Origin of the sequence: Arenimonas caeni (assembly GCF_003024235.1) — a bacterium.
In the GTDB taxonomy this organism is placed as follows: domain Bacteria; phylum Pseudomonadota; class Gammaproteobacteria; order Xanthomonadales; family Xanthomonadaceae; genus Arenimonas; species Arenimonas caeni.
Genome location: NZ_KZ679109.1, coordinates 1 through 12,414, shown reverse-complemented (window position 1 = coordinate 12,414; position 12,414 = coordinate 1). Strand labels below are relative to the sequence as shown.

The window sequence follows — 12,414 nt, the reverse complement described above, 5'->3', positions numbered from 1 at the left end:
GGGTGGTCAATTTTGGTCGCGCATCAACACCCTGGTGTCCAGGTGGAGGATGCTCCTGCGGTCTTCCCAGGAGCGGACGAGCCATTGGAGGAGCGGAGATTGGAGCAGCAAGTCGCCGGAAACTGGACCAGAGAGCCCGGAGGCCCAGACTCGCTCGTTGATCCACCTCCGCTGATGCTCCGGCCGCCTGTAGCGCAGGTCGAGGTGGTTTGCATTGAAAGAAAGATCGTGAGGTTGGCTCGACTGCGCAGGTGGCGCTCCCCGCAGGTCCTGATTACGACCGATCCGAATGAGGATCAGATTGCGGTGGGGGATAACCTCTCAGAGCGCCTTTTCGGATTGCCCGTTATGAGCCGGGGACTCTTCAAACTCGGCAAGTTCTGGGTGGAACCAATGGATGAGGACTAACGATGGGTTGGGCTGCTGCCGTTTCCGGAGACACCATCCCGAGTTGGCCGAATTCGTTCATCGAGCTCTGTCAGTCTGACCTGACCCTACTGGTCATCCTGGCTGCGGCTCGCTCTAACCAGCCAAACGCCAGAAAAGAAAAGCCCCGCGCTTGGCGGGGCTTTCCAGGAAGAAATGAGCTGTATGGTCTGCATGCCGTGAGCCTGCATGCGCTCCCTTGTGGTTGAATCAACGGTCCGTCTGGCTCACGAAAGACGGACGGGGCATTACGCAACAGAAAAGTTCAAGGTCTTTCCCATGGCCTTGAATGCGTCGGCCAGGGTGTCGATCTTGGTGGTGTGGTGCAAGTCCACGATTCGGGTGATGGTTTGGGGCGACGTATCCAGCTTCTTGGCGAGCTTGGAAGGGGTCATGTTCTCCTTGAGCATCTCGTTGAGCAGGAGCACCTTCACGGCAACGCTTGCCGGAAGTTCGACCAACTCTTCTCCTTTACGTGCCTTGGTGGGCATGGGCACTGGGCGGCGATCCTCGAAGTAAAACTCCATCGCGGTCGCCAGCGCATCGGTTGCCATTTCCATGGCTTCCTTCTTCGTCGCGCCCGAGGTTAGTGCCTCGGGAATGTCGCGGAAGGTCACCACGTACCCATCCCTTTCCTTTTGAAAGCGGGCGGGATAGTTCGACATGTCAGTTAGTTTCCTCAGTTTCTCGTGGTTTGGTTTCAGTAAATTGTCGTTTAGTCGTTTAGTCGTTTAGTAGGGTGTTTGCTTGTCGGGTGGTTGTAGGATCGAAAACACCGCGTCCTTGCTTTGTTGGCCGCCCCGAAGGGCGGCCATACGCCGGTTCCTAAAAATCAGTTACTCGATGCCAAGCTGTTTCAAAATCGCCTTGGCAAGGTTGTCCGGGATCTCCCGGTGCCTGGGAATGATGGTTTGCTTGCCCTTGAAGTACACCTTCGTGTGCTTCTTGCCTTCTTCGAAACTCGCGCCGCGCGCCGCCAAATCCCGCTTAAAGCCTGCTGTGTTCATGCCGTTTCCTTTCCTTCTCCATTTGCCTCCTCGTCACATAGGACTCTCCGAATGAGCGGGAACACCCCGCATTGCCTATACTACACAAAAGTGTTTATCCAGTCAACATTCGTGTTTACTCCCTGATCCTGGGTCCGGGGCCTAGGCGGCCGGTCTCCGAGGTCAGGACTGAGGCACTCGCAAGAGCGCCAGAAGCGCTCGCACCGTGACGGCCCTGCCCGGGCCCAGACGCCGGCGGGTCACTGGTAGCGGGTGGCTATGTGGGCTATAAATCCGCCGTCGGCAGCTTCTCAGCGCCGTGTTGTGCCCTGTCGGATGTCTCCGCTGGGCTCCCGTGGTGCCCGGTAGGGGCCAGCGGGAACCCCCAGTTCCCGGAGCCCGACATGCCAAAGTCCACCCTAATCAAGTCTCGCCAGAGTGCCTTCGCAGCCCAGGGCGGCAACTGCAATTACTGTGGCCACCCTATGTGGGAAAGCCAGCCTGAGAAATTTTCTCAGGTCCATGGGGTCAGGTTGAGGCAGGTGTGGCGTTTCAAGTGCACCGCTGAGCACCTCGTGCCTCGCGAGAGTGGGGGCAGGGACAGTAAGGACAATATCGTTGCCGCCTGCGCCTACTGCAATTTTCAGCGGCATCGAGCCCGGCCTGCCAGAGATCCAGAAGCGCATCGAGCGCATGTGCAGCGAAGGTTGGCGAAAGGGAGATGGCATTCCACCACAGGCTATATCCTTAGCCAGACCTGAGCACTTGCGAAGCGTTAGAATGCGCCGAAAACGGGGGGCGTCATGCGCATGTCAGAAGCCTTTCGGCGTTATGGCGTCGAAATAGTGAACCCGCAGTGGACAAGCTCTGTGGTATCGGAGGACCCGCCCCAGGTGGTGTTGAGCTTGTGGCACCACAACTTTTCCAACGACATGGCCCGCTATGTTTCCTCGACTACCCAATGGAAGGGGGCGGGCAAACCGCTGTTCTACAGACACCTGCGTCAAGCCATGAGTGAGGGATTGCCCTTGCGGGTTGTGGTGGCCACGTCCATCGACCCCGAGGAAGTCAGAAAAGGAAATGCGCAGCGGGCAAAAGACTTTGAGCCAGACTTTAGTTTGATTGGCCGAGTGGTACGTCTGGAAGACGGTAGTTTCGAGCTGGCTTTCGACCGGACTGGCGTAGTGCCAGGGGGCGTTGCCGCCGATAGAGCCAGCGGCCGCGTGAAGTACTGGCATGTGGCCGAAGCAGTAGAAGCGATCGGCAGGCCCGCACGCACGAAAGAGATAGCAGAATGGCTGGCTAACCGCTACACAAAGGAAGATCACTCAGATCTTGGTGCAAACCTGTCACTCCTTACTGTCAATGACGTAAACCGCAGGCACTATGACCGCTCCCGAAAGGTTTGGAGAACGGATGGCGATCATCCGCGCGATCGGTTGTTTCGCCTGGGCAAGAGGCGGGCAACCACCTACGAGGTCTTTCGACCTCATAAACAGGGCCACTGGGATCTGCAGCCCAACGAGGCGGGTGTGTGGGAGGCTGTTCCCCTACCCCTATCTGCGCTCGGCCAAGCGCAGGCTGAAGCCGAAAAGCAAGCGTTCGAACATTTGCCGCCCCTAGCGTCAGATCATGACGCCCGCGTGTGGACGCTTATGGCCGTTGCCCAACGCCAGGGGCAAGGGGCGTTTCGCGCGAAACTTCTGGAAGCCTACGACAGCTGCTGCACGATTTCCGGGTGCAATGCCGTGGCTGTGCTCGAAGCCGCGCACATCGTGCCCTACCGCGGCGAGCATACACATAGGGTGGACAACGGATTGCTGCTGCGGTCCGACCTCCACACCTTGTTTGATCTGGGGCTGCTATGGATCAATCAGGATCACACTGTGGGCATTGCTGCTTCATTGATGGGAACGGAATACGAGACTCTCGAAGGGTGTGCCTTGCGTCTGCCCAAGTCCGAGGAGAATTACCCCAACCCGGTTCATCTAGCCGCTCAAAGACGCCTGGCGCAGGAGAGGCATGGGGCGAGTTAGCTCTGTGGATTGTTCATAACCGACTGACCGCATCTAAGCATCTCAAGGGAGCCAAGGTTGCGGGCGCCAGCCGCGTTGGCCGGATACTCAACTGACTTGCGTTTCGCGTTGGCGACCTAGGGCTCCGGCGCCCATTTGGACAAGAATCTGTAGCATTGTGTGCCGCCTCACGTCGTCCTATACAAGCATAGTGAGAGTTGAATTCCAGGGCGCCTTCAAGATGGGGCCAGACACGGAGCAACATTGTGGATGAATCAATCGAAGTCCAAAGAAACGACATCGACGACTTGGTGACGATATCGGTCGAGGCCTGGAAGTTTGTCCGCCTGTTTCAGCGCGCGGTAGCGAAGCTTGATCCAAGCGAGCAGGCGAAATTCGTTAGCCAAGCCAGATACATGCAGAAGAAGGTGGATTCGTTGATGGGTGCGCGAGGCATTCGGCTTGAGTCCTTGGAAGGAATGCGCTTTGAGCCTGGATTGGCGGCGACACCTTTGAATCTCGACGAGTTCGAGTCGCCACACGAATCGCTGGTTGTTTTGCAAATGATTGAACCAGTCGTAATGGGGCCTGAAGGCGTCATGCGCACCGGCACCTATGTCTTGGGGGCACTGTAATGTCGATCTATGTAGGTATTGATCTGGGAACAACGAATAGTGCTATCTGCACCTATGATGGTGAGGATGTGCGAGTCTGGAAGAGCCCGGAGCAGAACGACGTTACTCCTTCCGTCATCTACAACGACGGGCGGCGCCGATACGTAGGTAAGCGGGCGTATGATCTCGCGCCAGCCTCCCCGGACAGCACGGCGCGGCTCTTCAAGAGGATCATGGGAACGAGTACGCCTGTGCGGTTGCGGGGTGCGGCTGAACCCATGACTCCTCAAGAATGCTCTGCAGAAGTCCTCAAGACGCTTTTCGGCTACCTCCCAGAGGAAGTGAAGAGAGAGGTTGTAGGAACCGTTATTACAGTGCCTGCTGCGTTCAACCAGATGCAGAAGGATGCCACGCTACAGGCGGCTGAACTGGCTGGAATTGGTGCGGTGACGCTAATGCAAGAGCCGGTGGCCGCAGTAATGAGCGTCATGCGCAAGAGATCTACCGATGGCATTTTCATCGTCTATGATCTCGGTGGTGGAACCCTCGATGTAGCAATTGCAGATGCCTCGTCAGGGCGCGTAAGCCTGCAAGCCCATGGTGGTATCGAGATGTGCGGTGGGCGAGATTGGGATCGTGAGATTGCGGACAACGTAGTGGTGCCTTGGCTGCGGGAGCAATTCGAACTCCCTGACTCCCTCCGCACGGACCCGACCTATAGGCCTCTGGTTTCTTTGGTTGAGTGGGCCGCGGAGAAGGCAAAGATTGAGCTATCTGCCCAGGGGTCATCTTCAGTTTCCTTGGCTGAAACAGAGGTCCGCCTGCGCGATCTTGCCGGCGTCGAGATCTACGTCGATTGCGCGCTAGATAAAGACCAGCTGGACTCGCTGATCGAACAGCAGATCAACGATTCGGTCAGGGCGGTGAGAGACGCCATGGAGAAGGCGCACATAGCCCCCCACGACGTGAACCGCGTCGTTTTCGTTGGGGGTCCGACGCAGTACAAAACTGTGCGTGAGCGGGTCGCTTTCGAATTAGGCGTATCTGGAGCCCTGGACGTAAACGCCATGACTGCCGTTGCCGAAGGTGCGGCCGTATTTGCAGAATCTATCGACTGGTCAAGTGAGAAGCGGGGAAGAAAATCCTCCCGGGGCGTGTTAAGTGCCGATTCGCTGGGACTTACGCTGAATTACACGGCGAGAACTCCAGCCGGGAAAGCCAAACTTATCGTCAGGGTTGCCGGGAATGTTCCCTCTGGGTCCGAGTTTCAGATCGACAGCTTGGATACGGGCTGGAGTTCCGGGCGCTTGTCTCTGGTCGACGGGGCCAGCGTGGATCTCACTTTGACAAAGAATGGCGAGAACACATTCCGAGTCTTGGCGCTTGACGGGGGTGGCTCACCAATAGAGTTGCCAACAAGAGACATCGTCATTAGTCGCACGGCTGCCACTGTCGATGCTATCCCCGCCTCTCACTCTGTCGGCCTGGAAGTGCTGGATAAAGTAGGCGGACAGCCGGAGCTTGAGTGGATTGTTCGTTCGGGCGACCCCCTCCCCAAGCGCGGCCAACTACGTGTTGTTTCGGCTCGATCCATTCGGGCCGGGGGGGCGGGGGCGCTTATCTTCAAGCTATGGCAAGGAGAGATCAGCGCCCCTGTGACAGACAACCTATTCATTGGCGAACTCAAGATCACCGGCGATAACCTTGAGAGTGGGGTCATAGCGCAGGGGGAAGAAATCATCTGCGAGTATGAAGTCTCGGACGCCGGTACCTTGTCGATGGAGGTTTCGGTTCCAGGCGCCAACGTCACCGTCGGGTCCGGCCTTAATTTCTACTCCACCAAAGAAGGTGAGCTGAACTTTGAGGATGCATCCGAGCGCGTCGCGGAGGCGATTGCTTCACTCACGGCGCGAGTTTCCGAGATGCGAGCCAACATAGAAGATGACGAACTCGAAGTTGCGCAGTCGAAGCTTGACGATGCCGAGAAAAGGGGTCAAGCCAATGATGCAGAAGGTGCCAAGGCTGCCTTGGATCGCACCCACGAAGTAAAGCGGATCCTGGCATCCGTCAGAAAGAGGAATCTGCCGCAAACGAGGAAGATCGACCTCGACAGCTGCGTCAAGTTCTTCAATGAGGTATGCAGAGAAGTAGCCAAGCCTTCTGAATCGACGCAGTTCGATAACGCTGCACGCTCTGCTGCCCAATTGATGGATCGCCAGGGCTCCGATTTCGAGATTCAGCTCGAACGCATGAGGGGAATCAACTGGGATGTGCTCTTTAGGCAGGATTGGTTCGTCATTGACCGGTTCAAGAGCTTGGCGTCCACACCCCACCTGTTTGCAGATAGGGCGGAGCACGTGCGTCTCGTTGCCTTGGGCCATGACGCCATTAGGAAGGATGAAATCGCAGCTCTTAGGGAAATCCTGGGTCTGATGTACTCGATCAAGATTAGCTCTGGCGGCGACAGAGAAATGCTGCTGGACTCCAATATTGTTCGGGCATGACGGCCATGAGTGAAGATTCCTGGCTTCCGCCCGGCTATCAAACGCCGAAGCTGTCTGTCGTAAGGAAGCGAGTTGCTTCCGGAGATGACTGGCAAATCTTCGACTGTGGTGCGTCGGGAAGAGCCCTTTTGGTCGAAAGCAGAACCGCACAAAGCTGGGTCACATCGCGGCTGATGCCTGAAGGAGAGATAGCCTTCGTGGAGGTTGCCGGTAGGTGCTGGGGACTTGTGGAAGGGGGGCACGGGTGCCGGGTCGAGTCACTATGCATGCCCAGCGCGCCTACGGACTTGTCTGATGTGGAAGCTTTTGCCGCGGCGCTACAGTCGAGCCTCAAAATCGACCCGTCATTGGACACTTCCGACGCGATCTACATAGAACGACTGAGTCGGGTGCTTCCGACAACTGCTATTGGTGAAAACGTGCCGCTAGATCGGCTCGTTGGAATGTATCTCACGGGAGGCGTTGACGTCTCGATTCTTGCGCCAAGGAGAGTGCTCTGCCTCGCACCTTGGATGACGGTCAGCGATATTGAGGTAGTCAAGTCCAGGCTGCAGTTGGAGGCGATCGACAACCTGGGCCTTCATGACGAGAGCGGCGCAGGAAGAGAAGTCAGCGACGGAGTCCCGCAAGCCGAGTTCTCACTTCCGGGGCGTCCGCAACTCCAAGCATTTATCAATGAGAATGTGGTGGACATCGTACGCAATGCTGATCGCTACGAGCGGCTGGGTGTCGGATTTCCCGGTGCGATTCTCCTCCACGGCCCGCCCGGCAGTGGCAAGACGTATGCAGTTGAGAGGTTGGTGGACTTTCTCGGATGGCCGTGTCTCTCCGTTGACTGTGGAAGCATCGGAAGCCCCTACATTCACGAGACCGGAAGGAAGATTGCTGCCATGTTCGATGAGGCAGCCGAGGCAGCGCCGTCCGTTCTGTTGATCGATGAAATAGATGCATTTCTTTCAGCCAGGGATGAAGGTGCGGGTGGACAGCATCGCGTCGAAGAAGTCGCGGAGTTCCTGAGACGCATACCCGAGGCAGCGAAATCTAAGGTGCTGGTCGTGGGGATGACAAACCGGCTGACGGCATTGGATCCGGCAGTGGTACGGCGCGGACGATTCGACCACATTCTGGAGGTGGGGATGCCATCAGAGGTTGAGGTGAAATCAGCCCTCGAGTTCCTTATCGGGAAGATCCCCACCGACTCTGCTGTTGATATAAGCAGGCTTGCATCGAGTCTGTGCGGGCGCCCGATGTCCGACGTCGCCTTTGTTGTCAAAGATGCGTGTAGAAGAGCCGCGAGGCGCGGTTCCGATCGTGTTTGCAATGAAGATCTCGTGTCCGCGATGACAAGTGCGGGCGCGCGCACCGAAGAGGTGAAAAAGCGGAAGATTGGGTTTATATGAGCAACATTCTTACGAATCCATTTCATCTACTTGGTGCGTCCACTAGGTCGACGAAGGCAGAGATCGCAGAGCTAGCGGAAGATGCCGCTCTTACTCATGACCATGCTCTTGTCGTCTCGGCGCGTGGCGAGCTCGCGAATACTCGTACGAGGCTTTCGGCTGAACTTGGCTGGCTGCCAGGGGCAAGCCCGAGGAAGGCTTCTGAAGTCATAGGGTTCCTCCGAGATCCTATGAACTTGATCGGGAGCGATCTCGGGCTTTCGGCAATCGCTGCCGCAAATGCGGTATCGACGGCACTTTGCAAGCTTATAAAGGCTGAGCGAGAAGTCGTGAAGGTGGGTTGTGACGACTTGGCACAATACTTCGAATCCATCGATTTGAACGAAGTCTTGCGTGACATAAATGAGGACAGATCGGTAGCGGGCTTTCCTTTGCTGAATGACCTGGATCCGCTTGAGGATGAGCTAGCCAAGCTCAGAAGAGCATATGTCCAGTCGATGGTCCAGGCTCTCGATCGCCTCCCATCCAGCGAATTGGTTGAAGTCGTTACTGAACTCGTCGAGGAGGCAACCAGCTACGGAGTGGAGCCGGCATCGGCTTTGATTGGCGATCTGGTTGAAGTTTACGAGAGGAGAGTTGGCGGGTTCCTTGAGTCTGAGGCTGAGGACATAGAGAAATTGATTGACGCTACCAAGGCGCGGGCCGAAGAGGGTGCCGAGGCCGGTGAAATTGACGCGCTGACGACTCGAATTCTAGAAAGGGCTCAGCACTGGGATGAGAAGGCGCAGCCAGTTCAGGTGCTCATGGAGAGTCGCGGCTTGGAGCACAGGGTCAGCGTGCGGCTTGCGTTGGCCCTGAGAGGGCTCGCCATTGAGCTGTTCAATGAGCACGACTATCTGAATATCTCAAAACGCATCAGCGACAGGCTACGGGAGATTTTTGCTGAGGTTCCCGAGATCGCTGAACGCGTCGAGCAGGACATTGAAGCATTGGTCGAAATTGCAGATGCACGGCGCAATGAAGCCGTTCGATCAAAAAAAGAACAAGAAGAGTTTGCAGCTTCCATTGCCTATGAGGCGACGTTCGGGCTTCTCATTAAGGACACCTTTCGCTTGTCGACGAATGGGGTTAGTTGGAAAGGATCGAGTCTGTCTCTTGAAGAAGTCGATGGCATCTCATGGGGAGGACTCAGGGGTGACTACAAAACAACGTTTGATGTGAGGATCTACTCGCCTCGGGGAACTCTATTCGTAGAGTTCAGCGATGAATCCAAGTTTGGTCCGATGATCGAGAGGCTCTGGAAAGCAGTGGGGGTTCGACTGCTAATTGAGCTGCTTCAGACACTGCGTAGTGGCGCTGTGATGACCTTTGGAGGCATGCGAATATCAGACAGGGGGGTGGTGATCCCCGTCGAGAGGATGTTCAGGGCGACGCAGGAGGTTTTCGTTCCTTGGGGCGAGGCGAGAAAGTCATCTCAAGGTGGCCAGCTCGTCCTCACTAGTGGTGACGGAAAGGCCAAGGGCTCAATTGACCTTCGGCAGTCAAAGAACTCTCCGGTGTTGTCCACGGCGCTCGATATCTATTGGAAGAAGGGCGGAAGCACGCTCAGCTCTATTCTTGGGAAGTAGTCGCATGAGCAACCGTGGAAAAATGGGGTTCGATGGAATTGCGGCGGGCCGGGGTGACTACAGGGCTGACCTTGCGAGTTGCAGGCCGGCTTCCAGCACGATCGGGCCATCGACCCAATCGCCTTCAAGTGCTGTCGGCCCGGTCAGGCCCACATCGGGAGCTTCGAGAGGATCATCCTCGGTGAGTGCTTCTACACCAAGCAACGGCCCCAAGTCAGCGCCAACGCGCAGTTCAAATCCACCGGCATCTTCTGGGATGGGCTGGGATGGCATTCTGACAATTGCTTTCCTTGGCCTTCTTTTGGCGGCCATACTCTATGCTGGTCTAACAGATAGTTCCGGGTCTCGGGCGAGCCGATCTGAGGGCTCTAGCGCTCGTAGCGCACAGCCGAACCCACCTCAAGCCGATTCCCCGCCGTTATTCCCGAGGGCATTTGTGACCGCGCAAAGGGCAAACGTCCGGTCTGGCCCTGGGACGAGTTGGGCTCCGGTCACGCAGGTAGATCAGATGACGGAGGTCTCGATCATTTCCGAGGAAGGTGGATGGTCCAATGTGCAGCTTCCTGGGGGTCAGGACGGATACATATCTAGCTCTTTGCTGGAGCGCGGAACGTTTCAGGAAGTGCGCAATCTCGTCTGCAAAGATGATGAAAAACGCAAACCGTATAGTGGCGAAATCCTTAAGCAAACACTGACTGGCCAACACCAACTAACGGTCAATGCCGGCAGTCAAGATGTGCTCGTGAAGCTTCGCCAAGGGACGCAGACCGTCTTGGCCTTCTATGTGAATCAGGGTCAGTCTGGGGTTGTTAGGAGTGTCCCGGAGGGTCACTTCAATCTCATGTTTGCGTCCGGGGAAGAATTTAGCAGGAAGTGCTTGGAGTTTATGTCCGCCATGCAAGTTACTGCGGACCCAAATACGGTGGCGTTCGTCACCACTTATGAGTCGGACGGCTATAACAACTATCAAAGTCGCGTCGCCGCTGAGTACACCCTGACCCGGGTATCACAAGGCAACTTCGTGCCGCGCTCAGTCAGTGCGGACGATTTCCGGGAATAGTGAGCCTTACGTAGGAGGTAGCATGGGAATTCGGGATTTCCTCTTCGGTTCGAGAAGGCGGCATCCGTTGGGTGAGCTGCCGAAGCAGCCTAAAGCTTCTGGTGAGAACGAGGATTTGAAGAACGCATTGATGGGATTGCTGGCAGGGATGTCGGATGATGGGATCGATGCTGATGTATTCCCAGACGGGCTTGGGGAGTTTGGCTTCTCTGTGGACAACCCGATCCCGTGCCGGACGATTCTCGGCTGTCACTCGTATCTTGCTAGTCTCCGAAATGATGGCGTAGAGGTCATGTCGGAGCGTATTGGGAGCTTTGGGTCATCAGTGGTTGACAAGCCAGTGGATGGCTACCAGATTTCGAGCTTAGATGGTGGCGATCTGGGGGTCTTGTACCTCTCTGCCTATCAGAAGAGGAACTCATCCATTGCACCAAAGGGTTTCACGCTTGTCGGCTAGGCCTGAACGTGCAGCGCACATAACCTGTCTCCGCAGGCCCCGCCAGGTTATTTCGGCGCGAAAGTGGCGTGTCGCACAATTTGAATGTGACCAGAACTTTCGCTGCTTATTCGCGGACGACATTCTCCGGAAGGATCTGATCTAGACGAGGAGAGGCACGTTATCTTCCCTGGCGTTCTGCAGAGCATCGTATATGAGCAATCCTGTGAGGCTATCCGTGGTGGGCATTCTGGTTGTCATCGTCTTTCTCTTCTACTGGTACGAGTGGCGACCAAGTCGAGTTCGGGCGGAATGCCAAACATCGTCGGCGGACGAGGCTGCAGCGCTACTGAGATCGAAAGCGGCCGTCGAATCCAATCAGTACCTGAGAGCTGAAATGGAGCGAGCTGCGGAGAAGGGCATGTTCTATGCCGAGGATCAGGAAAGGAAGTATCAGAACTGTCTCCGTGCCAACGGATTGGCCAAATAGGCCCTCCATCGACGCCGTCAATCATCTTTCAACTAAATGTCCGCCGTATGCCAGAAGCGGAAGCCTAGCCACGCGGGGTGGGTTTGCGAAGTACGTTCTTCTTGTCATCACGGCGTTCCGCTAGCGCAATATCCCCGTTCGACATGTGTGGTCGGAGCGTTAGCGTGCAATTAAAGCAGGCGCCCATGCGCGCCGAAGATTGGTCGGGCTCACAGGGCAACGCCGAGGCCTTCCCGAGGCAAGAAAGTCGAAGTCTCTACTCTCTCGGCCAGGATCGATTCGAGCAAAACCAGTCGGGGCTGGCAAATCGTCGCCATGCTTCAACAATGTCAACGTCCTCGCTTGGGATGGCTAGAACACGACGTAAGGTTGAGATCCGTCGTCGGCGATCAGCGAGAACGCGCGCTTGAGGCAATCCCCACAGATACAGTTGCCCTCGCGGCAGAGGACTAAGTTGGTAGAGGAAGCCGGTCCCGCGCATATAAGACAGCTGGCGTTGTTTTCACGCAGCTGTTGAGTTGCGTCGGAATTCCGAATGGGAAGGTAATGGAGAGCTGTAGATCTGAAGGCTTCAGCTAGGCATGCAAAACAGGCATTCCCATTAACACCGCCAAGGATTCCGTGCGAGTCGCCACTACCCCCGCAGAAGGCACAGCCTTCGGTCAGCATGGCTGCCTCCAATGCTGTTGGTTGGCGACAAGTACGGATTCGATCGGATCTCATACGAAGCCAATCCTATTGCGGCAAAGTACTCTGTGTTTGCACTCGCTCTCAAGTGCATCCAGCAGTTCGCAGCCACTGCCAATAGGCTTCAATTGATGTCGGCGTGTTGAGGCGCGCTGAAAATTGACCAGC

Annotated in this window: 13 protein-coding genes; 10 read left to right on the top strand and 3 right to left on the bottom strand. The window is 56.4% G+C overall.

Going from position 1 to position 12,414, the window contains the following annotated elements:
- A partial coding sequence (locus C6N40_RS14360; protein WP_205208625.1) for a hypothetical protein occupies positions 1 to 408 on the top strand: 408 nt, incomplete at its 5' end.
- 266 nt (positions 409 to 674) lie between these two features.
- Here C6N40_RS14360 and C6N40_RS13655 read toward each other — a convergent pair.
- Both C6N40_RS13655 and C6N40_RS13650 read right to left on the bottom strand, forming a co-directional pair.
- Positions 675 to 1,091 carry a type II toxin-antitoxin system HicB family antitoxin gene (locus tag C6N40_RS13655; RefSeq protein ID WP_106991580.1) on the bottom strand — a complete coding sequence of 139 codons (417 nt, stop codon included), beginning with the start codon at positions 1,089 to 1,091 and terminating at the stop codon, positions 675 to 677.
- Positions 1,092 to 1,262: 171 nt separating this feature from the next.
- The gene (locus C6N40_RS13650; protein WP_106991579.1) at positions 1,263 to 1,433 is read right to left on the bottom strand and encodes a type II toxin-antitoxin system HicA family toxin; all 171 of its coding nucleotides are present in this window, start codon (positions 1,431 to 1,433) and stop codon (positions 1,263 to 1,265) included.
- Between the two features lie 383 nt (positions 1,434 to 1,816).
- On the opposite strand from C6N40_RS13650, the gene C6N40_RS14675 reads away from it, so the two are divergent.
- From C6N40_RS14675 to C6N40_RS13620, 6 genes are all read left to right on the top strand, one after another.
- A complete protein-coding gene (locus C6N40_RS14675; protein WP_106991578.1) occupies positions 1,817 to 2,173 on the top strand; it encodes an HNH endonuclease in 357 nt (118 codons plus the stop codon).
- Positions 2,174 to 2,215: 42 nt separating this feature from the next.
- Complete coding sequence (locus C6N40_RS13640; RefSeq protein ID WP_240183533.1) at positions 2,216 to 3,448, top strand: HNH endonuclease; 1,233 nt, start codon at positions 2,216 to 2,218, stop codon at positions 3,446 to 3,448.
- A gap of 245 nt (positions 3,449 to 3,693) precedes the next feature.
- Positions 3,694 to 4,062, top strand: a complete 369-nt coding sequence (locus tag C6N40_RS13635) for a hypothetical protein (RefSeq protein ID WP_106991576.1) — start codon at positions 3,694 to 3,696, stop codon at positions 4,060 to 4,062.
- On the top strand, positions 4,062 to 6,545 hold the full coding sequence (locus C6N40_RS13630; protein ID WP_106991575.1) for an Hsp70 family protein: 2,484 nt from the start codon (positions 4,062 to 4,064) through the stop codon (positions 6,543 to 6,545). Before C6N40_RS13635 ends, C6N40_RS13630 begins: the two co-directional genes overlap by 1 nt.
- A gap of 5 nt (positions 6,546 to 6,550) precedes the next feature.
- Positions 6,551 to 7,945 carry an ATP-binding protein gene (locus tag C6N40_RS13625; RefSeq protein WP_162782255.1) on the top strand — a complete coding sequence of 465 codons (1,395 nt, stop codon included), beginning with the start codon at positions 6,551 to 6,553 and terminating at the stop codon, positions 7,943 to 7,945.
- The gene (locus C6N40_RS13620; protein ID WP_162782254.1) at positions 7,942 to 9,573 is read left to right on the top strand and encodes a S46 family peptidase; all 1,632 of its coding nucleotides are present in this window, start codon (positions 7,942 to 7,944) and stop codon (positions 9,571 to 9,573) included. Before C6N40_RS13625 ends, C6N40_RS13620 begins: the two co-directional genes overlap by 4 nt.
- A gap of 57 nt (positions 9,574 to 9,630) precedes the next feature.
- On the opposite strand, the gene C6N40_RS14215 is transcribed toward C6N40_RS13620, so the two are convergent.
- Positions 9,631 to 9,846 carry a hypothetical protein gene (locus tag C6N40_RS14215; RefSeq protein WP_162782253.1) on the bottom strand — a complete coding sequence of 72 codons (216 nt, stop codon included), beginning with the start codon at positions 9,844 to 9,846 and terminating at the stop codon, positions 9,631 to 9,633.
- Here C6N40_RS14215 and C6N40_RS14210 point away from each other — a divergent pair.
- From C6N40_RS14210 to C6N40_RS14200, 3 genes are all read left to right on the top strand, one after another.
- Positions 9,830 to 10,633, top strand: coding sequence for an SH3 domain-containing protein (locus C6N40_RS14210; protein WP_275887162.1), 804 nt, complete (start codon positions 9,830 to 9,832; stop codon positions 10,631 to 10,633). The two genes, C6N40_RS14215 and C6N40_RS14210, sit on opposite strands and share 17 nt — an antisense overlap.
- Before the next feature lie 22 nt (positions 10,634 to 10,655).
- Complete coding sequence (locus tag C6N40_RS14205; protein ID WP_162782251.1) at positions 10,656 to 11,090, top strand: hypothetical protein; 435 nt, start codon at positions 10,656 to 10,658, stop codon at positions 11,088 to 11,090.
- Positions 11,091 to 11,283: 193 nt separating this feature from the next.
- Positions 11,284 to 11,559, top strand: coding sequence for a hypothetical protein (locus C6N40_RS14200; RefSeq protein ID WP_162782250.1), 276 nt, complete (start codon positions 11,284 to 11,286; stop codon positions 11,557 to 11,559).
- Positions 11,560 to 12,414 lie beyond the last annotated feature (855 nt).

Coding starts and splice junctions, on each gene's coding strand:
- C6N40_RS13655 (WP_106991580.1), bottom strand. CDS start 1,091: ATGTCGAACTATCCCGCCCGCTTTCAAAAGGAAAGGGATGGGTACGTG.
- C6N40_RS13620 (WP_162782254.1), top strand. CDS start 7,942: ATGAGCAACATTCTTACGAATCCATTTCATCTACTTGGTGCGTCCACT.
- C6N40_RS14205 (WP_162782251.1), top strand. CDS start 10,656: ATGGGAATTCGGGATTTCCTCTTCGGTTCGAGAAGGCGGCATCCGTTG.
- C6N40_RS13625 (WP_162782255.1), top strand. CDS start 6,551: ATGAGTGAAGATTCCTGGCTTCCGCCCGGCTATCAAACGCCGAAGCTG.
- C6N40_RS14215 (WP_162782253.1), bottom strand. CDS start 9,846: ATGCCATCCCAGCCCATCCCAGAAGATGCCGGTGGATTTGAACTGCGC.
- C6N40_RS13650 (WP_106991579.1), bottom strand. CDS start 1,433: ATGAACACAGCAGGCTTTAAGCGGGATTTGGCGGCGCGCGGCGCGAGT.
- C6N40_RS14675 (WP_106991578.1), top strand. CDS start 1,817: ATGCCAAAGTCCACCCTAATCAAGTCTCGCCAGAGTGCCTTCGCAGCC.
- C6N40_RS13640 (WP_240183533.1), top strand. CDS start 2,216: ATGCGCATGTCAGAAGCCTTTCGGCGTTATGGCGTCGAAATAGTGAAC.
- C6N40_RS14210 (WP_275887162.1), top strand. CDS start 9,830: ATGGGCTGGGATGGCATTCTGACAATTGCTTTCCTTGGCCTTCTTTTG.
- C6N40_RS13630 (WP_106991575.1), top strand. CDS start 4,062: ATGTCGATCTATGTAGGTATTGATCTGGGAACAACGAATAGTGCTATC.
- C6N40_RS14200 (WP_162782250.1), top strand. CDS start 11,284: ATGAGCAATCCTGTGAGGCTATCCGTGGTGGGCATTCTGGTTGTCATC.